The sequence below is a fragment of the Flavobacterium sp. genome (assembly GCF_027531705.1).
In the GTDB taxonomy this organism is placed as follows: domain Bacteria; phylum Bacteroidota; class Bacteroidia; order Flavobacteriales; family Flavobacteriaceae; genus Flavobacterium.
In genome coordinates this window covers 35,380-57,894 of the sequence record NZ_JAPZSP010000036.1, presented here as the reverse complement: position 1 = coordinate 57,894, position 22,515 = coordinate 35,380, and the positions used below count along the sequence as shown (strand labels likewise).

At 32.5% G+C, this 22,515-nt stretch carries 21 protein-coding genes and 1 other RNA gene; 13 read left to right on the top strand and 9 right to left on the bottom strand.

Annotated elements, in window-relative coordinates; all coding sequences use genetic code 11:
* Positions 1–2,462, bottom strand: a 2,462-nt coding sequence (locus O9267_RS12940; RefSeq protein WP_298180227.1) for a Calx-beta domain-containing protein, incomplete at its 3' end; no start/stop codon positions are given.
* A gap of 422 nt (positions 2,463–2,884) precedes the next feature.
* Between O9267_RS12940 and O9267_RS12935 the strand changes: the two genes are divergently transcribed.
* From O9267_RS12935 to O9267_RS12925, 3 genes are all read left to right on the top strand, one after another.
* Positions 2,885–3,370, top strand: a complete 486-nt coding sequence (locus tag O9267_RS12935) for a histidine phosphatase family protein (RefSeq protein ID WP_298180225.1) — start codon at positions 2,885–2,887, stop codon at positions 3,368–3,370.
* A 4-nt stretch (positions 3,371–3,374) separates the two neighbouring features.
* Complete coding sequence (gene ppk1, locus O9267_RS12930) at positions 3,375–5,495, top strand: polyphosphate kinase 1 (RefSeq protein ID WP_298180223.1); 2,121 nt, start codon at positions 3,375–3,377, stop codon at positions 5,493–5,495.
* 189 nt (positions 5,496–5,684) lie between these two features.
* Positions 5,685–6,575 (top strand): exopolyphosphatase, encoded by an 891-nt coding sequence (locus O9267_RS12925; RefSeq protein ID WP_298180221.1) that lies wholly within the window; start codon positions 5,685–5,687, stop codon positions 6,573–6,575.
* Here O9267_RS12925 and O9267_RS12920 read toward each other — a convergent pair.
* The 5 genes from O9267_RS12920 to dnaX all read right to left on the bottom strand — a co-directional run bounded on the left by O9267_RS12920 (position 6,572) and on the right by dnaX (position 9,972).
* Positions 6,572–7,093: a DUF4199 domain-containing protein gene (locus O9267_RS12920; protein ID WP_298180219.1), complete on the bottom strand. Its 522-nt coding sequence runs from the start codon at positions 7,091–7,093 to the stop codon at positions 6,572–6,574. The two genes, O9267_RS12925 and O9267_RS12920, sit on opposite strands and share 4 nt — an antisense overlap.
* A 20-nt stretch (positions 7,094–7,113) precedes the next feature.
* Positions 7,114–7,587, bottom strand: a complete 474-nt coding sequence (locus O9267_RS12915) for a DUF1572 domain-containing protein (protein WP_298180217.1) — start codon at positions 7,585–7,587, stop codon at positions 7,114–7,116.
* A gap of 49 nt (positions 7,588–7,636) precedes the next feature.
* A complete protein-coding gene (locus O9267_RS12910; RefSeq protein ID WP_298180215.1) occupies positions 7,637–8,209 on the bottom strand; it encodes a pentapeptide repeat-containing protein in 573 nt (190 codons plus the stop codon).
* Between the two features lie 3 nt (positions 8,210–8,212).
* A complete protein-coding gene (locus O9267_RS12905; RefSeq protein WP_298180213.1) occupies positions 8,213–8,656 on the bottom strand; it encodes a DNA polymerase III in 444 nt (147 codons plus the stop codon).
* Positions 8,657–8,889: 233 nt separating this feature from the next.
* Complete coding sequence (gene dnaX, locus O9267_RS12900) at positions 8,890–9,972, bottom strand: DNA polymerase III subunit gamma/tau (RefSeq protein WP_298180210.1); 1,083 nt, start codon at positions 9,970–9,972, stop codon at positions 8,890–8,892.
* Between the two features lie 134 nt (positions 9,973–10,106).
* Here dnaX and rnpB point away from each other — a divergent pair.
* Both rnpB and O9267_RS12890 read left to right on the top strand, forming a co-directional pair.
* An RNA gene (rnpB, locus tag O9267_RS12895) (RNase P RNA component class A) lies at positions 10,107–10,422 on the top strand.
* 18 nt (positions 10,423–10,440) lie between these two features.
* The gene (locus O9267_RS12890) at positions 10,441–10,890 is read left to right on the top strand and encodes a hypothetical protein (protein ID WP_298180208.1); all 450 of its coding nucleotides are present in this window, start codon (positions 10,441–10,443) and stop codon (positions 10,888–10,890) included.
* On the opposite strand, the gene O9267_RS12885 is transcribed toward O9267_RS12890, so the two are convergent.
* The gene (locus O9267_RS12885; protein WP_298180206.1) at positions 10,884–11,447 is read right to left on the bottom strand and encodes an RsmD family RNA methyltransferase; all 564 of its coding nucleotides are present in this window, start codon (positions 11,445–11,447) and stop codon (positions 10,884–10,886) included. The genes O9267_RS12890 and O9267_RS12885 overlap by 7 nt on opposite strands.
* Positions 11,444–12,256: a DUF3822 family protein gene (locus tag O9267_RS12880; RefSeq protein ID WP_298180204.1), complete on the bottom strand. Its 813-nt coding sequence runs from the start codon at positions 12,254–12,256 to the stop codon at positions 11,444–11,446. The genes O9267_RS12885 and O9267_RS12880 overlap by 4 nt, the downstream gene beginning before the upstream one ends.
* A gap of 191 nt (positions 12,257–12,447) precedes the next feature.
* Between O9267_RS12880 and O9267_RS12875 the strand changes: the two genes are divergently transcribed.
* From O9267_RS12875 to O9267_RS12840, 8 genes are all read left to right on the top strand, one after another.
* A complete protein-coding gene (locus O9267_RS12875) occupies positions 12,448–13,869 on the top strand; it encodes an AAA family ATPase (protein ID WP_298180202.1) in 1,422 nt (473 codons plus the stop codon).
* Between the two features lie 51 nt (positions 13,870–13,920).
* Complete coding sequence (locus O9267_RS12870) at positions 13,921–14,361, top strand: VOC family protein (protein WP_298180200.1); 441 nt, start codon at positions 13,921–13,923, stop codon at positions 14,359–14,361.
* A 63-nt stretch (positions 14,362–14,424) separates the two neighbouring features.
* Positions 14,425–15,084, top strand: a complete 660-nt coding sequence (locus O9267_RS12865) for an HAD family hydrolase (RefSeq protein ID WP_298180198.1) — start codon at positions 14,425–14,427, stop codon at positions 15,082–15,084.
* Positions 15,085–15,366: 282 nt separating this feature from the next.
* Positions 15,367–16,293, top strand: coding sequence for a geranylgeranylglycerol-phosphate geranylgeranyltransferase (locus O9267_RS12860; RefSeq protein WP_298180197.1), 927 nt, complete (start codon positions 15,367–15,369; stop codon positions 16,291–16,293).
* Positions 16,286–16,882, top strand: coding sequence for a Maf-like protein (locus O9267_RS12855; protein ID WP_298180196.1), 597 nt, complete (start codon positions 16,286–16,288; stop codon positions 16,880–16,882). Before O9267_RS12860 ends, O9267_RS12855 begins: the two co-directional genes overlap by 8 nt.
* A gap of 40 nt (positions 16,883–16,922) precedes the next feature.
* Positions 16,923–17,168: a hypothetical protein gene (locus O9267_RS12850; protein WP_298180195.1), complete on the top strand. Its 246-nt coding sequence runs from the start codon at positions 16,923–16,925 to the stop codon at positions 17,166–17,168.
* Positions 17,169–17,253: 85 nt separating this feature from the next.
* The gene (locus O9267_RS12845) at positions 17,254–19,746 is read left to right on the top strand and encodes a PIG-L family deacetylase (protein ID WP_298180194.1); all 2,493 of its coding nucleotides are present in this window, start codon (positions 17,254–17,256) and stop codon (positions 19,744–19,746) included.
* A 112-nt stretch (positions 19,747–19,858) separates the two neighbouring features.
* Positions 19,859–21,553, top strand: a complete 1,695-nt coding sequence (locus O9267_RS12840) for a sodium:solute symporter (RefSeq protein ID WP_298180193.1) — start codon at positions 19,859–19,861, stop codon at positions 21,551–21,553.
* 67 nt (positions 21,554–21,620) lie between these two features.
* On the opposite strand, the gene O9267_RS12835 is transcribed toward O9267_RS12840, so the two are convergent.
* Complete coding sequence (locus O9267_RS12835) at positions 21,621–22,466, bottom strand: DUF2911 domain-containing protein (protein WP_298180192.1); 846 nt, start codon at positions 22,464–22,466, stop codon at positions 21,621–21,623.
* Positions 22,467–22,515: the final 49 nt, after the last annotated feature.

Genomic DNA, 22,515 nt, shown 5'->3' with positions numbered 1-22,515 from the left:
GGAATAGTAATTGTAACAGAAGATGGAGTATAATCAGTTCCGTTTGTTGCAGTACCTGTATAAGCAACAGTTATAACAGTTGGTACAGTTGTAGGTGAAGAAAGCGTTGCTGTAATTGTCGCCACACCAGCTGCGTTTTCAGCAATGGTTTGTGTTCCAGTTAAAGTTACAGTTGGAATAGTTTCATTATCTACAATAGTAACAATTGCTTGTTGAGTACCTAATTCTAATGCACCATTTCCACCTGTTACGTTTGTGATATCGATAATAACGGTTTCATCTCCTTCGAAAATTATATCATCCGATGGGTCGATAGTAACTGTTCCAGTAGTTGAATTAGCAGGAATAGTTATCGTAGTTGAAGAAGCAACATAATCAGTTCCATTTGTGGCTGTTCCAGTATAACCCAAAGTAATAACAGTTGCTACTGTTGTTGTGTTAGAAAGTGTAGCTGTGATTGTAGCTACACCAGCTGCGTTTTCAGCAATGGTTTGGGTTCCTGTTAAGGTTACAGTTGGAGGAACTGTAACAGTTGGTGTTACAGAAGAACAGTTGTTAGGAGCAATAGGATCATTATTATCACCATCAATACATGCTGAATTTGTGTAATTACCTGTAGCATTAACAATTGCTTGAATAGTTAATACAGCACTTGAGCTATTACCAAAATTACCAATTGTCCAAATACCAGTTGTATCATCATAAACTCCAGTTGTTGGTGTTGCACTTACAAATGTATAACCTGAAGGCAAGAGGTCAGTTACAGTTACATTAGTATCACTACTGATACCCAAATTAGTTGCCGTTATTGTAAAAGTAATATTGCCACCAGCTATTGCAGTTGCAGGACCTGATTTTACAACTCTTAAGTCAGAACAACCTTTAAAGGTGAAAGCTTGTACAGCTAATGTTTTTAATCCCCAACCCCATGTATTAATTATACGTCCATTTCCAAAATCGTTGCAAGTAACTCCATCAAGTTCATTATTTGTAGGTAGACCATTTGTTGGAGCTGGGATTATTTGGGAAGGATTTCCATTAAAACTCCAAGCATGCGCTGGACGTATTGAAGTTCCTATGACCGAGTTGTTAAAACCACCAGTAGTAGTGTTGTTAAGTGTATTTAAACAGTTTGCATCAACTGCTAATTCAGAATCATCCCAATACATTGTTGTGAGTGTATCTGCAAAAGGATCGATAATAGGAGCAACAATATCAACACTAAAACCGCCACTGTTAATTTCTGCATCAAATAAAGGTAAATTATATCTCCCTTTCAGATAATTAAGAGATAATGTCATAGTAGATCCGTCTGGAACAACGTTTCCAAGGGCGTCAAGACCATTCCATGAAATGCTATTTACTCCAGTAGATAAATCAGTTGCTTCTAAAATTAAATCAGAGGTATTTGGTTGAAATCCAGGTGTGCCATTCATGTCAAACATTAGATATACATCACCAGGTTCAAAAATTTGGAATCTAATGTTATAAGGACCGCAACCAGTCATTTGAGGGTTTAAAAATTGCGGGTTAGGAGGTATCACTGCTACAGGATAATAAGCAGAATCCGGATTGTTTAAAAATATCTTATATCCATCAGGTAACGAAGGAGCAGATGTGCTTTTTATTGATTTTCTTGTAGTAGTCCATGGACCAATATTGCTTACACCATAACTATTTAATGCCAAATCGTATGCAAGAGGTTTAAATCCAGCTTCAATATTTATTTTTAAAATTACAGATTGATCTGTATAAACATATAATTCTGGTTCAGAACTCGCTTGTGTAGAAAACCCAAAATCACCTGGTACAACAGCCATCAAACCCCACTTATCACAGTGTACACGACCATTTTTTCTGGGATTAGCGCCAGAACTATTAGCGACTGTTAAGTCAAAATAAACACCAATAGCTCTACCCGCAGATGTTAAAATTGGGTTTGCACCACCGTCAGCACTTCTGTAAAATTCAATCCAATATTCACCATTTTCAGTAGGATCGTATGATAATGGATCATACCCATTAGTTACGCCTCCAATATTTGGTCCATTAAATCCTTCAGAATATGAATCAATACTACCAGCAATGTTATTTGTCTGATTCCATTTTGCTTGAAAAACTGCTCCTGAGGGACTATGAATTCTATAGTATAAATTAACGGTTCTATTAGCAACTCCTGCTACATATTCTCTAAAGTCAAAACCATAATATAAATTTTCAACTGTATGATTACCGATTCTAAAGTAAATTCGATTGTCTTCAGGTGCTGCGTTCCCAGGTTGATTATTGTAATAGGATCCAGAAGGAATATCTGGAGCAACTAAAACACCTGTTATAGCTGTTGGATTTGGAGAAAGGGTTGGAGTTCCTTCTGCAAAAATTTTAATGTTAGAAGTCGACAAGAAAATAAGACTAAATAAAAAATACTTATTTAGCTTAGCTTTACGCATAAAATTCATCATGTTATTTTGTTTTAGATTGGGTAATCAAAAAAAATGTAACCACGTTAAACATAACTACACTTTTCAGAACCAAAAATAGATAAGAAACATTCATTTTGTATAGAATATCTATGAATTGCAATTTTAGTCGATAAAACACTAAAAATGAATAATAAATAGCTTTTTAAAATCAATAAATCTGTAAATATTATAGGTACCGGAATTACTTTATCAACATTTTTTTTAACAATTAATAATAACTAACAAACAAATAAAATTTATGTTAACAACTAACTATTTTGTCGGTAAAAAGCAGTAATAATCGATTAAACACTCATTTTTTAAACTAAAATCTGCTTTTCCCTTTTAAAATTGTTAATAACTGCTTTTTAGACATCGATACTATTTTAACTAAATTTGCAAACTAAATTTTAGTTAAAAAAATGAAAAATTTAATCCTAATTAGACACGCAAAAGCAACTCAAGATCTTTCTTTTAAAGACTTTGATAGAAATATAATCCCAAAAGGAATTAATAACTCAATTTTGGTAGCTGAAAAATCCAAATATTTAGTTGATTCAAGCTATACTATTTGGTCAAGCTCTGCTATAAGAACTCATGAAACATGTAAAGTTTTTGTTAAATATTGGGAGTTTGATCCAAATCAAATAATTCTAAAAGATAATTTATATACTTTTGATGGCAATACATTAGAAAAAATCATTAAAATGTGTCCTGATACTATCGAAAATTTAGTTATTTTTGGACATAACAATGCATTAACAGATTTTGTTAACCAATTTGGCAGTCTTTACATCGATTCAATTCCAACTTCTGGTTTTGTATCAATTGTATTTGATACAGTAAATTGGCAATCAATTAATAAAGGTAAAACGGATAAAATTATTTTTCCAAATCATTCCGTATAATAATATGAGTTTAGAAAAGAATTATAGATATATTGATAGAGAAAAAAGCTGGTTATCATTTAACGCCCGTGTTCTCCAAGAAGCAGCTGACGAAACAGTTCCATTACTTGATAGATTACGTTTTTTAGGAATATTTTCTAACAACCTTGATGAGTTTTTTAGAGTTAGATATGCTGCAATTCGTCGTTTAAGTTTAGCTGGAATTTCTGGCGAAAATGTTCTTGGCGGAATCTCAGCGCAACAATTAGTAAAAGAAATAACTGAAATTGTAATCAAGCAACAAGCAGAAAGTTTGCGAATTCTTAAAATAATCGAATCACAACTCGAAAAAGAAAATATTTTTATTGTTAATGAAAATCAGCTTTCTCCCGAACATCAAACATTTGTTAAAGATTTTTTTATTCAAAAAGTCAGCCCAGAAGTTGTTACCATTATCTTGAATGATCTTGACGAATTTCCATTACTAAAAGATACTGCAGGGTATTTGGCAATCAAATTAGTAATGAAACCTACAGAAAAAGCATCTCTTTTAGGATTGGTTAAGCCCAAAAAAGAAAAAAGGTATGCTTTAATCGAAATTCCTAAAAATACGAACAGAATTGTCGAACTTCCGTCTCCAAATGATAAAAAATATATCATGCTTTTAGACGATGTAATTCGATTTAATTTAGAAAATATTTTTAACATTTTTGACTACGAAAGCATCTCGGCACACATGATTAAAATTACCCGTGATGCTCAGCTCGACATCGATTCTGATATCAATAAAAGTATGCTCGAAAAAATTGCAACTTCTGTAAAAGATAGACGTATTGGAGAACCCGTTCGTTTTGTTTACGATACTGCAATTAGCAAAGATACGCTTAAGTTTTTCATTACCCGAATGGGAATCGACGCTTCCGATAGTATTATTCCGGGTGGTCGATACCATAATCGTCGCGATTATATGGATTTTCCTAATCTTGGAAGACATGATTTGCTTTACCAACAAAAAAAGCCTTTGCCTGTAGAAGGTCTTTCGCTCGAAGGTAGTATTCTCAACAAAATTGAACAAAAAGATTATCTGGTTTTTGCACCTTATCAATCGTTTTCCTATTTAATAAAGTTTCTTCGTGAAGCTGCTCTCGATCCAAAAGTTACAACTATAAAAATCACTTTATATCGATTAGCCAAAAACTCGCAGATTATCAGTTCGCTTATCAATGCTGCCAAAAACGGAAAGAAAGTTACTGTTCAAATTGAGTTGCAAGCTCGTTTTGACGAAGCAAGTAATATTTCCTATGCAGAGCAAATGCAAACAGAAGGAATTCAACTTATTTTCGGAATAAAAGGACTAAAAGTACATAGCAAAATTTGTGTAATTGAAAGAATTGATGACAACGGAAAATTAAAACGTTTTGGATTGATTTCGACAGGAAATTTCAACGAATCTACTGCCAAAATTTACACCGATGTTACTCTTTTTACAAGCCATCAAAAAATTCTAAAAGATGTAAATAAAGTATTTGAGTTTTTTGATGTTAACTATCGTGTTCATCGTTATAAGCACCTAATTGTTTCACCACATTACAGCCGCTCTCGATTTAATAAGTTAATCGAAAGGGAAATCACCAACGCATTAGCCGGAAAAACAGCATATATTAACCTTAAAATGAATAGTTTGTCCGATTATCAAATGATAGATAAACTGTATGATGCTAGCAATGCAGGAGTTAAAATAAAATTGCAAATTCGAGGTATTTGTTCGCTAATTCCTGGTATAAAAGACATGTCCGAAAACATTGAAGCCATTAGCATTGTCGATAATTTTCTTGAGCATTCTCGAGTATTCATTTTTGGTAACGATGACAATCCCGAAGTCTTTATTTCGAGTGCCGATTTTATGACTCGCAATCTCGACGGTCGAGTAGAAGTAACCTGTCCAATTTACCAAGAAGACATCAAAAAACAACTAATAGATAATTTCAACATTGGCTGGAAAGGAAATGTAAAAGCGCGCTACCACTCCGAAAAATTAGATAATAAATATAGAACTCGCCAGACTGACGAACCTGTTTTTAGAGCGCAACTCGAAACCTATAAATATTACGAAAAAAACGTCGAAGACAGAATAGATAAAGTTTAATACATGAGCCTATTTCCAGCTATTCGTTACAAGCACTTGCTGTAGCACTTTTTTTTCTAAGTCTTTATAAGAGCTTCTGTTGGTCGCTTTATAAAGCCAAGAAAAAATAAGTCCTACAACTGCGTGGCTTTTCACTATTATCTGGGGCAGATTAGTGCTAAATAACAACTAATAACTCCCAAATCAGGAATGATTTCAATCAAAAAATACGCTGCTATCGATATTGGTTCTAATGCCATGCGATTGCTTATTACCAACATTGTCGAACAAGAAGGCAAAGAAACACAGTTTAACAAAAGTGCTTTAATTCGAGTACCTATTCGTTTAGGACAAGATGCCTTTACCGTGGGCGAAATTTCTCCCGAAAACATCGATCGCATGACCGATGCCATGACCGCTTTTAGACTTCTTATGAAAGTTTATAAAATAGACAAATACAAAGCCTGCGCCACATCGGCAATGCGAGAAGCTTATAACGGAAAAGAAGTCACAGAAATAATAAGAGAAAAATCAGAAATAGATATCGAAATTATTGACGGAAAAGTAGAAGCTGCTATTATTGCTTCTTCTGATTTGCACAGTTTTCTTTCTACCGACAAAACCTATCTTTATGTTGATGTTGGTGGCGGAAGCACCGAGTTTTCACTATTCTCTAACGGCAAATTGATTGTTTCTAAATCATTCAAAAACGGAACTGTTCGATTGCTAAACAATATGGTAAACGAGGTCGTTTGGGAAGAAATCGAAAAATGGATTAGAACCAACACCCAAGATTATGACAATATAACGTTAATAGGTTCTGGTGGAAATATTAATAAATTGTTTAAATTATCAGGAAAACAGCAAGATAAACCGCTTTCTTTTTTATACCTAAATTCGCAATATCAATACTTAAATTCGTTAACCTACGAACAACGTATTGCCGAAATGGGTTTGAATACCGACCGTGCCGACGTAATTATACCAGCAACTCGCATTTATCTTAACGCCATGAAATGGAGTAATGCACGCCAAATTTATGTGCCTAAAATTGGACTTTCGGATGGAATTGTTAAGGCTATGTACTATGGTCGTATTTAAACAGCTTTCTTTTTCACTACTAAAGCAAAAATCAAAGAGAAAAAGATTCCAATTGGTAAGATTTCAAAGTAGGTCATGCCAATAACATATAAAGGATTTTTATACGATTCTGTCATTTGATTCATTTCGGCAGTTTTGGTTGCTATTTCGGTTGCGCTCAATCCACTCGATTGTAGTTTTGTTATTTCGCTAGCGGCATATTTTTCCATAAAATCAGGATAGAAATTATGCAATTCAAAAAGCCAAACTAGTACGTATATCGTTGAAATTATAAAAGCAATTGATAATCCAATTGTAAAAGCTTTTCCAAATGAAATTGAACCATTATTGACTTTATCTCGATATTGCTTCATTCCGATAAATGTAAATATAAAAGCAATAAACATTCCTGAAAACCCAAGAATATAGCTTAACGTTTCGTTTTCAAGATTTTGAGAATGAAAATATACGCTCAATCCCATAAATATTGAAACAATTATTCCTCCAATAATTCCGTTTTTTAAGATAGTAGTTTTCATAATTTTAGTTTTTGGTTAGCTTATTTTGATATATGTTTTTTCAATAATGGAATTTGTCCCAAATGGTAATAACTATGTTCAATCATTCCATCAATATTTCGCAAATATGTTCCGTACTTTTCATCAACAAACGGTTCATTTAGGTTTTCATCAGACATTTTTTCTACTAATGAAGCAAATTCTTCGGCATCTTTCCAAAATTGATTTAAAAAATTTTTCCATTGACTTTGTGATTCAATAGATTCAAAATCAAAACTATAAACATCTCTTATTTCCAATTTTCCACCTTTGAAAACATTATTTATACCATTGATGTAATAATGAATGTGTTGTGCCAAAACGGCAATTGTGTTCAACGAATCGATTTTGGTTGTTGCAATTTCGTAATTCAAATTATCTAATTCTAATCTAAAATTAGTATTTGCAATCCACGTTCCATTGAGGATAACTTCTCTAAATCGGTTGGCTAGTTGTTGTGAAATTGAAGTTGCCATCTTTTATATAAATTTTAAATGTAAATATATAAAATAATAAAACTAAATATCAATCAGAAATAACTAAATCATGCTTAAAAAGCAATCCTTTAGCACCTTCTAGCGAAAAAATCGCTTTCTTCAATTTAGTTTTGGTTGGATCAATAGTATAATTGTAACTGGTTTTGAAATTTGCTTTGTTAGCAATTGCTTTTTCAAATTCGGAACGGTATAAATCGCAATTGTCAAAAACAACGCCAGTCAAATCGGTAGCCATAAAATCAATGGCAATCATACTGCAATTGGTAAAAGAATTGGTTCGGATTTTTAAAGTGTAAAATTTGGTAAAATCTAAAATACAATTGTTGAAATGCATTTCAAAAATGAGTTTGTCGCTCATGGCAAAATTGACTTCTCTAAAACTACAATGATTAAAAGTCACCGTTCTAAAGGCTACATAATTTACTTTTGTAGTATCAAAATTGCAATTGTGGAAAGTACAATCTATAAAAGTTACGGCAACGAATAAGCAGTTTCTAAAATCGCAATTGGTAAACGTGCATTGCTCAAATTCTTTGAAATTGACTTCTTCTTTTTGGTAAACAATTCCTTCATAAGTAACCTCAAAAAAATAGTCAGCCATAATTTATAGGTCTAATTCAAAGGTTTTGCGAAGTAATTCTAAATTAGGATTTAGCTGATTCAAACGATTGAATTTATCTTGTGCTGTGAAGGCAAATTTATTTTCAACTGATTCATTTACAACAATATCAATTGTTATTTCGTGGTTATGTAAGTGACTTTTTAAAAATGTCAATAAACCATTTTTTTCAGATTCAAATTCGATTTTCGCACCTTCATTTGGCAATTCGTGAGTGATTGTAAATCCAGAAAGTTTGGGGTCATTAATTCTAAGTAATGATTCCATAATACGATAACCTTTGTCACCTAATTTATCTGCATATTTATACCAAAATGCTTGCATGTCGGTTTCGGTAAACGTTTCGGCTGGTAAATGAACAGTTTCTTTTACTACTGATTTGTTTTGTTGTTCCAATTCTCTTTTGGCACGAATACTCGCTAACGACAAAGCAGAAACTTTAGGATTGTCGGTTGTTGCTTGTTGATTATTACTTACTACTTGTTTTTCTTCAACAATTTCTGTAGTAGCTATATTATTTGAAGTTTCTACTTCTACAATTTCCGATTTTGTTTCAATTATTGGAAGTTCTTCAATTGGTTTTACTTCAACTTTCGGCGTAGTTTCAACAATTTTAACTTCGGTAATTGAAAAATTGTTGTTTCTATAATAAGTAGGTGGAATTATAAAGTCAACTTTTTTTTTTCTCCATCATAAGTGATAGAGGCTAATTGCATCAAGCAAAGTTCAACTAATAAGCGCTGATTTTGAGATAGTTTGTATTTTAAATCGCAGTCGTTGGCAATTTCAATTCCCTTTAATAAAAATTCTTGTGAAGTTTTTTGTGATTGGTCAAAATACAATTTTTGAGCTTGTTCACCTATTTCCATCAAGCTAATAGTTGCAGGTGTTTTGGAAACTAATAAATCTCTAAAATGAGAAGCTAAACCAGCTACAAAATGATGTCCGTCAAATCCTTTAGATAGAATTTCGTTGTAAGCCATCAACAATTCTGGAATTTTATTTTCTAAAATTAAATCCGTTACGTTGATGTACGTTTCGTAATCTAGAACATTTAAGTTTTCGGTTACCGCTTGGCGAGTCAAATTAGTACCACAATACGAAACAACTCTGTCAAAAATTGACAAAGCATCACGCATAGCACCATCTGCTTTTTGGGCAATGATATGCAACGCATCGTCTTCAAATTGTACACCTTGACTTTGCGCTACTTCAGCTAAATGTTCTTTAGCATCTTTTACTGTAATTCTTTTGAAATCAAATATCTGACAACGCGATAAAATCGTTGGAATAATTTTGTGTTTTTCGGTCGTCGCCAAAATGAAAATGGCGTGTTTGGGTGGCTCTTCTAATGTTTTCAAAAAAGCATTAAATGCAGCTGATGACAACATATGAACTTCGTCAATAATATAAACCTTATACTGTCCAGCTTGCGGCGGAATTCGAACTTGGTCAATCAAATTACGAATATCATCTACCGAATTGTTAGAAGCGGCATCCAACTCAAAAACGTTGAAAGCAAAATCTTCATTTGGATCGTCATAACCTGGTTGGTTAATTTTTCGAGCCAAAATACGGGCACAAGTAGTCTTACCAACACCTCTTGGACCAGTAAATAATAGTGCAGAAGCCAAGTGATTGGTTTCTATGGCGTTCAACAAAGTATTGGTAATAGCTTGTTGTCCCACAACGTCTTTAAACGTTTGCGGACGATATTTACGAGCTGATACTACAAATTGTTCCATAGAAAATTATTGGTTTACAAATGTAGTTAAAAGTTTAAAAGTTTAAAAGTTTAAAAGTTTAAAAGTTTAAAAGTTTGAGAAATAATTCAAAAATCAAAAATCCTCAATCTTAAATCCTAAATATCTATCTTTGCCCCGCAGACCGCCTTATCGCCACGCCCAAAAGCGTGGAGGAAAGTCCGGACACCACAGAGTAGCATAGCGGGTAACGCCCGTCAGTTCAAGCAATTGAATTAGGACAAGTGCAACAGAAAGTATGTACAGGTAATGCTGTAGTGAAACCAGGTAAACTCTATGCGGTGAAATTTCAAGTATATCGGCATTTAAGGATGACTCGTCCGTTGTCGAAGGGTAGAAAGATTGATCTTGTTGGTAACAACGAGACTAGATAAATGATAAGGGTTTCGAGCAATCGAAATACAGAATCCGGCTTATAGGTCTGCTTTTTTTAATTTTAACTTGCAAAAAATGTTTAAGTTCCTAAAATCATTATTTGAAAAGAAACCAAAAGAATTGTCCAAAACTATTTATGATTCTAAATTTGGTAAATTAACAACTGATTATTTCGAATCTGATGAGTATTTCTATTGGGCTTTTGAAGTTAAAAATAAAACAGAAAATGCAACTTCTGTCTCAATAGACGGAACTTTAGATGGTCCTTTTTCTGAAGTTTTAAGCAAAGCTTATCTTATTATGGATTCTTTGGAATTGATTACTAAATCTGTTCAAGAGGAATTGAATTTAAAATTTCAGGAGAAAAATATTGATTTAGGAAAATATTATATAGATGATATTTATTTTTTTAAAGATGAAGAATCAAATTCAATTTGTTACGATTTAGAATACTTTAGTGATGTAGAAGAAATGATTTCTGTAGAATTTCAAAATGATAAAATTATACTAATCGAATTTTATTGATCTTCATCTTCCTCATCACTTTCAAACTCAAAGAAAGTAAAGATAGAACCGCCGTAACTTTTTTCAAAAGAAAAATGCTCTAAGTGATTCAATTTGGTGTGTTTTGAATGTTCTATAATAACCATTCCATCTTCGTTTAGAAGTTCTTTTTCAAAAATTAAGAGTACCAATTTTTCAAAAACAGTTTGGTCTAATCCATAAGGCGGATCGGCAAAAACAATATCGTAACTCGAATTACTTCTTTCAATAAACTTGAAAACATCACTTTTGATTGCTGCGATTGGAAAATCAAATTCGGCTGCTGTTTGTTTAATGAATTTTACACAACCAAAATCTTCATCGACTGAACTAATGCTTTCACTTCCGCGAGAAGCAAATTCATAACTTATATTTCCAGTGCCTGCAAAAAGGTCCAAAACTCGTAATTCGCTAAAATTGAAATGATTGTTAAGCACATTAAACAAGGCTTCTTTACTCATATCGGTTGTGGGACGAACAGGAAGATTTTTGGGTGCATTGATGCGGCGGCCTTTGTATTTGCCAGAGATAATTCTCATGAGTTGAAAAGTATAAAATGAGCTCGGTTTTCATTTTCAGAAAAACCATTTTTGGCTTGATAATCAGTTACATCAAACAAAGATACGTTACGAATGTATTTATATGCAATTTTGAAAAATTCACTTTCTTCATTGATATTTCCTAAAAATTCTAGCTTGAAACTTTCTGGATTTAGCAACAATTGTTCTGCTGTGAAAAGCAAATAATAAATCAAATCTTCGGGTGTTTTATATTCAAAAGAATTGAAAAGTAACAATTTCTGATTTTGAACAACGATTATTTCAAAATGATTGGGCTGAAAATGAACAAACATTTTTTTGTCGTCAATATTTTTAGAGGCATCTAACAATTTTGAAACCAAAACTGAATGCGAATGCTTATAATCAAACGAACCAAATTGGTCAATCAATAAATTATTAATGTTGACATAAGGAACATAAACGGTGTTAAATTGATACGTTTCGTTACTGTCAAAAGCAAAAAAATCAGTTTCAAAAACTTTTACATTGTATTGAAGGTAACTTCCGGCAGCATTTTCGTCGAACAAAGGCGTTGGTACAAAGCAAGACAAATTATTATCATGTAAAACGATAATTTCATCATATTTTTCAATTAAAGCGTCATTTTCAGACAAAGCTTTTGAATACGAATCTTCAAGTAAATTTGAATAAGAAGTTGTAGAAAACACGACTTCATTAACTGCTAAAACTTTTGAATTTAAAGTATCAAAAACAGCATACGAAAAACCTTCTGGCGAAACCAAAAGCGATAGTTTTTTATACGTTTTGTCGGTGATACTCGTACTCATAGTTGCATTTTAACAGTACAAACTTACGAAGAAAAAAGCAATATCAATTACAAAAATCAATGTCAATCGCAATTTCAACTACAAATGCATATTTCAAAATAAGATTGATTTCTAAAATTGCCATTGAATTTTGCTTTTGAAAAACCTATCTTTACAACTCTCAAATTGTCATTGAAATTTGTAATTGATTTTTGCCATTGAAAAACTTCTATTCCATTTTACTTCAAAATTTTCCTTTTAATCCAACGGTTAAACAGGATATTTTTTTGCAACAAATAGCTCAATTTCTTACCAATAACAACAACGAAGAAGTTTTTGTCTTAAAAGGCTACGCTGGAACAGGAAAAACAACCGTTATTTCTACAATTGTCAACAATTTGATAGCGATAAATTTGAAATACGTTTTGTTGGCGCCAACAGGTCGAGCGGCCAAAGTCATTGCCAATTATTCTCAAAAACCTGCTTTTACCATTCATAAAAAAATATATTTCCCTAAAAAGTCGAGTGGTGGTGGCGTTTCGTTTACCATGCAACAAAACAAACACAAAAACACCATTTTTATAGTCGATGAAGCTTCGATGATTTCAGATACAAGTTCGGATTCTAAATTATATGAAAACGGAAGTTTGCTCGACGATTTGATTTCGTATATCTATTCGGGAACCAATTGCAAAATGATTCTTTTGGGCGATACAGCGCAGTTGCCACCCGTAAATTTAGATGTAAGCCCAGCATTAGATACCGAAACGCTTGCGATGCATTATGACAAAACCGTTCACAGTATCGAACTTGATGAAGTTATGCGTCAGGAAGAAAACTCCGGAATTTTGTACAACGCAACCGATTTGCGTGAATTGCTAAAAAGCCATTTTATTGACGATTTTCAATTTCAATTAAAAGGTTTTAAAGACATTGTTCGCTTGACAGATGGTTATGATATTCAAGATGCTATTAACCAAGCTTACAGCAATTATAGCATTGAAGATACGGCATTTATTGTGCGTTCCAACAAAAGAGCCAACCAATATAACCAACAAATTCGTTCAAAAATTTTGGATAAAGAAAGCGAACTTTCCACGGGCGATTATTTGATGGTGGTTAAGAATAATTATTTTTGGTTAAAAGAAAAAGACGAAGCTGGATTTATTGCCAATGGCGACATAATTGAAGTTTTAGAGATTTTCTCAATTAAAGAATTGTACACTTTTAAGTTTGCCAATGTCAAAATAAGAATGGTCGATTATCCCAACCAAAAACCATTTGAAACCGTGCTTTTACTTGATACAATTACTAGCGAATCACCATCGTTAACATACGATGAATCCAACCGATTGTACCAAGAAGTGATGAAAGATTACGAAGGCGAAACCAAGTACAAAATGTTTCAAAAAGTGAAAGAAAACGAATATTTCAATGCATTGCAAGTCAAGTTTTCGTATGCCATAACTTGTCACAAATCGCAAGGTGGACAATGGAATACCGTTTTTGTAGAACAACCATATTTGCCCGATGGCATCGATAGAGATTATATTCGTTGGCTTTACACCGCCATTACACGTGCCAAAGACAAGTTGTATTTGATAGGTTTTAAGGATGAGAATTTTGGTGGATAAATAATAAATGATTTTTTATACTTTTGAATAAAACAATAAAATAACAAAACCATGGCACTAATCAATATCCATTTAAATTTCAACGGAAATGCTGAAGAGGCATTTACTTTTTACAAATCGGTTTTTGGCGGTGAATTCGCTAAAGTTATGCGTTTCAAAGACATGGCGAGTCCAGATTTTCCTGTTGATAAAGAAGAAGAAAATAAAATTATGCATATTGCTTTGCCAATAGGTAACAACGTTTTGATGGCAAATGATGTTCCAGCAAGTATGGGAACAACCAATGAAAACGAACATAGATCTAAAATTGCTATTGGAGCCGAAAGTCGAGAAGAAGCCGACAAATTATTCAACGGACTTTCAGCTGGCGGAACTGTTGAATTTCCTATTCAAGATAGTCCTTGGGGTTCTTATTTCGGAATGTTTAGAGATAAATATGGCATAGAATGGATGATAGATTATGATTCAAATTATAAAGGAAAAGTAAGTTAATTTAAGTAAATATATTTTCCTTGATACTATCAAATGATACTATCAAAATTTTAAAAAATCCAAATGATACAAACCGTAATCTTCGATATGGACGGCGTAATTGTTGATACCGAGCCAGTTCATCATTATGCTTTTAGGCAACATTTTGAACAACTTTCTATTACCGTTTCTCCCGAAATGTATGCTTCTTTTACTGGAAATTCGACTCGAAATGTTTTTCAAAAATTGAAACATCATTTTCAATTATCTCAAGATGTTGAGGTGTTAATCGATACCAAACGACAACTTTTCAATGAAGCTTTTGACCAAAAAGAAGATTTACATTTGCTTGATGGTGTTGAAGATTTAATAAAAGTGTTGCATCAAAACGGAATGCAATTAATTCTAGCTTCATCCTCGGCTAAGGTTACGATTAATCGAATTTTTAATCGATTCAATTTGCATCAATATTTTACTCATATAATTTCGGGTGAAGATTTTGAAAACTCCAAACCTGATCCAGCCATTTTTAATCATGCTGTTCTTTTATCTAATTGTCCAAAAGAGAATTGCATCGTAATAGAAGACAGCACCAACGGAATAAAAGCGGCAAAAGCTGCCGGAATTTTTTGTATAGGTTACGATAGTCCCAACTCCAAATTACAAGATTATTCAATGGCTGATTGGGTGATTTCTGATTTTTCTGAATTGAATTTTGAAAAAATTAGATCAATCAACGATTAATATTTAACCATAAATTAAAAAGATTAGCGCAGTTTTTTTAATACAAAGAATAGAAATCCTTTTAATCATTTTAATCTGTGGCAAAAAACAAAGCCTTTATTCTAACAATAGTTTAATTTTTTAAACAAAAATTATTCGAGAATTTGCAGTTGCATTTCTTTAAAAAACTATTTTTGCCCAAACGAATTCTATAAGATGAAACGCTTTTCAATTTGATTTCTTTAAATAAAAAATGTTGTGAGCGTTACATCTGACCTTTAAAAAACAATAGTAAAATTACAGATGAAATACCTAAAATTAATACGTTTCCAGAATTTACTTTTGCTTGCTTTTATGCAGCTAATTTTTAGATACGGTTTTTTGAAATTGCAAAATATTGAAACGGCTTTAGCGCACTGGCAATATGCTTTGTTGGTTTTGTCAACCGTTTTGATTGCGGCTGGTGGTTACGTAATCAACGATATTTTTGACCAAGATACTGATGAAGAAAATAAACCTGAAAAAGTAATTGTAGGCAAATCGGTTTCCGAAACAACAGCATATTATATCTATGCTGGTGTAACTTTGGTTGGTGTTTCTATTGGGTTTTATTTGTCTAACTTAATCATGCGACCTGGTTTTGCGTCTATTTTTATCATGATTTCGGCTTTGTTATATTTTTATGCAACCAACCTCAAACAAATGCTTTTAATCGGAAATTTAGCCGTCGCTTTTTTACTGAGTTTTAGCGTTTTGATAGTCGGTGTTTTCGATATTTTTCCAGCAACTGCCGATGATAATCGTCGGACTATGACGTTGATGTTTTCTATTCTGAAAGATTATGCCATTTTTGCTTTTGTAATTAATTTTATTCGTGAAATTGTAAAAGATATGCAAGATATTCAAGGCGATACAAGCCAAGGAATGAGCACGCTTCCTATTACTATTGGTGTAAAATGGACAACCAAAATCGTAGCTGTTTTGTTAGTAATTTCAACGGTTGTATTGCTCATTTATGTCAATGCACATTTGATGGTAAATGAGTTGTATTATGCCACAATTTATGCTTTGGTTTTAGTGGTAGCACCATTGCTTTTTTGCTTGGTAAAAGTTTGGAACGCTACTTCAAAAGCTGATTTTTCGCAACTAAGTAAAATTCTAAAATGGATTATTTTCTTCGGAATTTTATCGGTTTTGATTGTAACTCTTAACATCAATCACAATGCTTAAAGAACTTTTAAAAGACTACAAAATCATTTTAGCTTCGGGTTCGCCAAGACGTCAACAATTTTTCAAAGATTTAGATTTAGATTTTGAAATTCGGTTAAAAGATATTGAAGAAATTTATCCACCAACTTTAAAAGCCGCTGAAATCACCAATTTTTTAGCAGAATTAAAAGCTAATGCATTCGATAATGAGTTGTCTCAAAATGAAATCTTAATTACCAGCGACACAATAGTTTGGCAAAACGAGAAAGCTTTAGGAAAACCAAAAAATTATAACGATGCTTTTCAGATTTTAAAATCATTATCAAACGCAACACATGAAGTAATTACGTCGGTTTGTTTCAAAACGATGAATTCTTCTGAAACCATTCATGAAGTTACATCTGTTACTTTTTCAGAATTATCGGATGATGCGATTCATTATTATCTAAAAAAGTATGAACCATTTGACAAAGCAGGCGCCTACGGAATTCAAGAATGGATTGGTTTAATTGGTATAGCTAAAATTGAGGGTTCATACTCAAATGTTGTTGGTTTACCGACTGAACGCGTATATAATTATTTAACACACAAATTCATTTTTAATGCGTAATTTTACCATTCAAAAAAATCATAATTAAATTTTGAATGCAATGGAAACCGAAGAAGAAATTAATGCAAAAATTATGAAAGTAACCATGGTAATTCAAGAAAATTATCCTGAATTATCTAAGTATTTAAACGAAATGCCTATCACAATACCAATCGATAGTCGTCCTGCTGTAAATGTTCAAAATCTTCAAAAATATTATGAAACATTGCTTACTTTATTTAGAAATTATGTTGCCGAACATCAACTAAATTATGTAAGTCAGAAAACAAAAACAGGAAATTTGTAGTTTTCATTTGTTAAAGAAATTCAAAAAATACAATTCAACTCATAATAATCTTTATATTTGAAGCTATTGCCAAAACCTAACGCAAATGCATCGAATAATTACTTCATTTCTACTTTTATTTATTGGTTTAAACGTTTTTTCGCAGCGACCAGCCAAGCCCAATTCGGTTGAGATTTATAACCAAATTCAAAAATTGAACTTTTTAGGTTCGGTTTTGTATATTGCCGCACATCCTGATGATGAGAATACGCGATTAATTTCCTATTTATCCAACGAAAAAAAGGCAAGAACTGGCTATTTGTCACTAACTCGTGGCGATGGTGGACAAAATCTTATCGGTCCAGAATTAAGAGAATTATTAGGCGTTATTAGAACACAAGAGCTCATTGAAGCTCGAAAAATAGATGGCGGAGAACAATTTTTTTCAAGAGCAAACGATTTTGGTTTTTCAAAAAATCCTGACGAAACACTTCAAATTTGGGATAAAGAGCAAGTGATGAGCGATGTAATTTGGGCTATTCGTAAGTTTCAACCCGATGTTATTATCAATCGTTTTGATCACCGTTCGCCAGGAACTACTCATGGACATCATACCGCTTCGGCTATGTTGAGTTTTGATGCTTTTGATAGGGCAAATGACAAAACCGTTTTTCCAAATCAGTTGAGTTTGGTTACTACTTGGCAACCTAAGCGTTTGTTTTTCAATACATCTTGGTGGTTTTATGGAAGCAAAGAAAAGTTTGAAAAAGCCGATAAATCCAATTTGAGCAAATTACAAACCGGTGTTTATTATCAATCAGTTGGAAAATCTAATCAAGAAATTGCGGCTTTAAGTCGTAGTTGTCATCAGTCGCAAGGTTTTGGAAATACAGGAACTCGTGGCGAAGAAGATGAATATTTAGAGTTTTTAAAAGGTGAAAGCACAACTGACAAAACCAATCTTTTTGAAGGAATTGACACATCATGGAACCGTGTAAATGGCGGAAATGCTATTGGTGCAATCTTGAATGCAGTTGAGAAAAATTTTGATTTTAAAAATCCATCAGCCAGTATTCCAGAGTTGGTAAAAGCATATGAATTGATTCAAAAATTAGACAACCAACATTGGAAAGCTGTCAAAACCGAAGAAATTAAAAAGATTATTGCTGCTTGTTCAGGTTTGTATTTAGAAGCTGTTGCCGAAAGTCAAAGCGTTTCTACTGGAAATTCTATCAAAGTAAAATTGGAAGCTATCAATAGAAGTTCGGTGCCATTGACATGGAAATCAATTCAATCAATTCCGACTTTTTCTTCTGATTTTAGTGCGATTTCATTATCAAATAATTCATTAAAAAACCAAACAATAGAATTAGTTGTTCCTTCAACACTAGATTATTCATCACCATATTGGCTAAAAGAAAAAGGAACGGTAGGCATGTATCGAGTTGACGAACAGCAAAATATTGGAATTCCAGATGTTTTACGTCAAGCAAAAGTTGTCTTTGAAATCGAAATTAATGGAGTTACTATTCCTTTTGAACGCAATATTGTTTACAAATACAATGACGATGTAAAAGGTGAAGTTTACCAACCGCTTGATGTTATTCCAACTGTAACTTCTGCAATTACTGAGAAAGTTTTTGTTTATAATTCTTCAAAATCGCAAACAGTAACAGTTAAAATCAAAGCTGGAAAAGAGAATGTAAATGGAAAAATTGAATTGGAAATTCCAACTAATTGGTCGGTTTCACCAAAAGAAATTCCGTTTAAATTAACCAAAAAAGACGAAGAACAATTGGCCGTTTTTAGCGTTTCACCATCAAAAGAAGCTAGTGAAATTGTCATTAAAAGCAAAATAACGGTAGATAATCATGTTTTTGATAATGAAAAAATTGAAATAAATTATCCACATATTTACAAGCAAATTGTTTTAAAACCATCAGAAGCAAAAGCATTTAAAGTTGATATTAAAATTAAAAACGAAAAAATAGCCTATATCATGGGTGCTGGTGATGAAGTTCCTAAAAGTTTAAAACAAATGGGTTACGAAGTCGAAATCATCAAACCAGAAGAAATTTCGGCAACAAGATTACTTAATTTTGATGTGGTTATGACCGGAATTCGTGCCTATAATACTGTTTCCGAATTGGCATTTAAGCAATCTATTTTATTAGATTTTGTCAAAAATGGAAAAACCATGATTGTCCAATACAACACACTTGATGATTTGGTAACGCCTACAATTGCTCCCTATTCGCTAAAAATTTCACGCGATAGAGTTACAGAAGAAAATGCTGAAGTTCGATTTTTAGCACCTGAACATTCCATTTTGAATTATCCTAACAAAATAACGGCAAGCGATTTTAATGGTTGGAAACAAGAGCAAGGTTTGTATTATCCAAACGAATGGGATAAAAATTTCACGGTAATTTTATCTGCCAATGATAAAGGTGAAAAGCCTAAGGATGGAGCTATTTTGGTTGCCAAATACGGAAAAGGAAATTATATTTATACAGGTTTAAGTTTCTTTAGAGAATTGCCAGAAGGTGTAATTGGAGCTTATAGATTAATGGCAAATATGATTTCAATTGGAAAATAATATGGAAACTCAAAAAAAATACCGCTGGAAAAACAGTTATACTTGGTTGTTGGTAATGAATGGCGTTTACATCGTTATCTTCTTTATTTTAATGCAAATATTCTCCTAACTTATGCAACAACTTGATTGGATAATACTTTCGGCAACGTTACTTTTTATTGTTTTTTATGGTGTTTATAAGACCAAAGGCAGTAAGAATGTGCAAGATTACATTCTAGGAAACAAAGAAACCAATTGGTTCACTGTTGGTATTTCTGTTATGGCTACTCAAGCTAGTGCAATTACTTTTTTATCAACGCCAGGACAAGCGTATCATGACGGAATGGGTTTTGTACAATTCTATTTTGGTTTGCCAATAGCAATGGTTGTAATTTGTTTCACTTTTATCCCAATTTACCATCGATTAAAAGTTTATACAGCTTATGAATATCTTGAACAGCGATTTGACATAAAAACTCGTTCATTGGCATCGATTTTATTTCTAATTCAAAGAGGATTAGGAACTGGATTGACGATTTACGCCCCAGCTATTATTCTATCAACATTATTAGGTTGGAATTTGACTTTGATGATTGTTGTTATCGGAATTTTAGTAATTATTTATACTTTTTCAGGTGGAACAAAAGCGGTAAATGTTACACAAAAACAGCAAATGTTTGTGATTATGTCGGGAATGTTTATCACTTTTTTCTTGATTTTGCATTTGTTGCCCAACGATATGACTTTTAGTAATGCTTTACATATTGCTGGTGCTAACGATAAAATGAATATTCTCGATTTTTCTTTTGATCCTGAAAGCAGGTATACTTTTTGGAGCGGAATTACAGGTGGATTTTTCTTGATGCTTTCTTATTTTGGAACCGATCAATCGCAAGTTGGTCGTTATCTTTCGGGAAAATCTGTAAAAGAAAGTCAGATGGGATTGATTATGAATGGATTTTTGAAAGTTCCTATGCAGTTTTTTATCTTGCTAACGGGTGTGATGGTTTTTGTTTTTTTTCAATTTAATCCTGTTCCATTAAACTTTAATCCGAATAATAAAATTGCAATTAATAAGTCAAAATACAAAGCAGAATATGAAGTTTTAGAGAAAAAATTGGTCAAACTTTCTGAAGAAAAGAAAGAAATAAATTTGATTTATATCGACCATTTAAATCAGAATTATGACAATCCTATTTTGAGAAAAGAATTGGTTGGTATTTCCAACAAAGAAAATGAATTGCGAGATGAAGCACGCGAAATAATCTCCAAAGCCGATGAAAAAGCAGAGACCAATGATAAGGATTATGTTTTTATTCATTTTATTCTAAATTATCTGCCACAAGGATTGATTGGATTATTATTGGCTGTAATACTTTCGGCTGCAATGTCATCAACAGCTTCTGGTTTGAATGCTTTGGCAGCTACAACAGCTGTAGATTTATATAAAAGAAATGTAAAAGGCGAAAAATCAGATAAACATTATGTTAACGCAACTAAATATTTCACACTACTTTGGGGAATAATCGCTATTCTTTTTGCATGCGTCGGAACCTTATTTGAAAATCTTATTCAATTAGTAAATATAGTTGGTTCAATATTTTATGGAACTGTTTTGGGAATTTTCTTGGTTGGATTTTATGTAAAATATGTAAAAGCAAATGCCATCTTTTTTGGAGCTACAATTAGTCAATTGACTATTTTTTACATCTATTATTTAGATATTGTAAGCTTTCTTTGGTTGAATTTTATTGGGGCAATGCTAACGTTGATTTTGGCAATTGTATTCCAATTTTTTCTTTTCAGAAATAAAGAAGTAACTATTTAAAAAGAAAAATTCCACAAACAAGAAAGGTTAGTTTCTCATTTGTGGAATTGTATTTTTTTAAGTAAAATTACTTTTTACTCCATTCGGCAATGCTGTCATTATTCATTTTTACATAATCATTATTTTTAGCTTCTGTTGCTGCTGCTAACGATAATTTTGCTGTTTCAATCGCACCTTTTTTATCACCTAATTTCGCTTGAATTAATGATTTTAAACGATTGTACCAAAACGGTTTGTCTTTGTTCAATTCTAATGCTTTGTTTATATAAGTCAACGCTTTATTCAAGTCACCATTAGATTGGAAAAAATATTGCGCTGATGAAAAGTAATCGCCAGCAGTTGGACCTGCTAATACTTTGTCAATACTAGCTAAAGCCGCTTTTTGTGTTGGAACTTCAAATTTGATTGAAACCATTGTTTTTTCCCAAGAAATGTCAAGCGTTGCACTATCATTAGTTATATTGTTTACTGCCATAGTAAATGTCTCAACATTATTACCTAAAGCGATTGGGTTCACATTGGTTCTTGCTGCCACGTCTTTTTCATCCCAATTTTCTGGCAAACCCCAATTATCAGTGGTTGCATAAAAATCAACTTCCCACATATCTGCTTTTGGAATTGTGAAAATAGCGTATTTTCCTTTTTTAAGTGTTGCACCATTAATAACAACATCTTCACTAAATGATACTGTAGAATTAGCATTTGCGCCAGTTCTCCACAGTTGTCCAAATGGAACTAAATCGCCAAATACAGTTCTTCCTTTTGCACTTGGTCTTGAATACTCAACAGTCACATCGGTGAGTCCAACTACTTGTGTAAGAACAGATTTAGGACTTGCTTGTGGTGTTTTTACTTGTGCTTCAATAGCGTAATTTGCTATTACAAAAGCAAATAAATAGATAATTTTTTTCATAGTTATAAGTTTTATTGCCTCAAAATTACGAATTGTATTTTCTTCAAAT

What these genes read in the sequence shown, in the direction of transcription:
- O9267_RS12935 (WP_298180225.1), top strand. Translation starts at nt 2,885, where the DNA reads ATGAAAAATTTAATCCTAATTAGACACGCAAAAGCAACTCAAGATCTT.
- ppk1 (WP_298180223.1), top strand. Translation starts at nt 3,375, where the DNA reads ATGAGTTTAGAAAAGAATTATAGATATATTGATAGAGAAAAAAGCTGG.
- O9267_RS12925 (WP_298180221.1), top strand. Translation starts at nt 5,685, where the DNA reads ATGATTTCAATCAAAAAATACGCTGCTATCGATATTGGTTCTAATGCC.
- O9267_RS12920 (WP_298180219.1), bottom strand. Translation starts at nt 7,093, where the DNA reads ATGAAAACTACTATCTTAAAAAACGGAATTATTGGAGGAATAATTGTT.
- O9267_RS12915 (WP_298180217.1), bottom strand. Translation starts at nt 7,587, where the DNA reads ATGGCAACTTCAATTTCACAACAACTAGCCAACCGATTTAGAGAAGTT.
- O9267_RS12910 (WP_298180215.1), bottom strand. Translation starts at nt 8,209, where the DNA reads ATGGCTGACTATTTTTTTGAGGTTACTTATGAAGGAATTGTTTACCAA.
- dnaX (WP_298180210.1), bottom strand. Translation starts at nt 9,972, where the DNA reads ATGGAACAATTTGTAGTATCAGCTCGTAAATATCGTCCGCAAACGTTT.
- O9267_RS12890 (WP_298180208.1), top strand. Translation starts at nt 10,441, where the DNA reads ATGTTTAAGTTCCTAAAATCATTATTTGAAAAGAAACCAAAAGAATTG.
- O9267_RS12885 (WP_298180206.1), bottom strand. Translation starts at nt 11,447, where the DNA reads ATGAGAATTATCTCTGGCAAATACAAAGGCCGCCGCATCAATGCACCC.
- O9267_RS12880 (WP_298180204.1), bottom strand. Translation starts at nt 12,256, where the DNA reads ATGAGTACGAGTATCACCGACAAAACGTATAAAAAACTATCGCTTTTG.
- O9267_RS12870 (WP_298180200.1), top strand. Translation starts at nt 13,921, where the DNA reads ATGGCACTAATCAATATCCATTTAAATTTCAACGGAAATGCTGAAGAG.
- O9267_RS12865 (WP_298180198.1), top strand. Translation starts at nt 14,425, where the DNA reads ATGATACAAACCGTAATCTTCGATATGGACGGCGTAATTGTTGATACC.
- O9267_RS12860 (WP_298180197.1), top strand. Translation starts at nt 15,367, where the DNA reads ATGAAATACCTAAAATTAATACGTTTCCAGAATTTACTTTTGCTTGCT.
- O9267_RS12855 (WP_298180196.1), top strand. Translation starts at nt 16,286, where the DNA reads ATGCTTAAAGAACTTTTAAAAGACTACAAAATCATTTTAGCTTCGGGT.
- O9267_RS12850 (WP_298180195.1), top strand. Translation starts at nt 16,923, where the DNA reads ATGGAAACCGAAGAAGAAATTAATGCAAAAATTATGAAAGTAACCATG.
- O9267_RS12845 (WP_298180194.1), top strand. Translation starts at nt 17,254, where the DNA reads ATGCATCGAATAATTACTTCATTTCTACTTTTATTTATTGGTTTAAAC.
- O9267_RS12840 (WP_298180193.1), top strand. Translation starts at nt 19,859, where the DNA reads ATGCAACAACTTGATTGGATAATACTTTCGGCAACGTTACTTTTTATT.
- O9267_RS12835 (WP_298180192.1), bottom strand. Translation starts at nt 22,466, where the DNA reads ATGAAAAAAATTATCTATTTATTTGCTTTTGTAATAGCAAATTACGCT.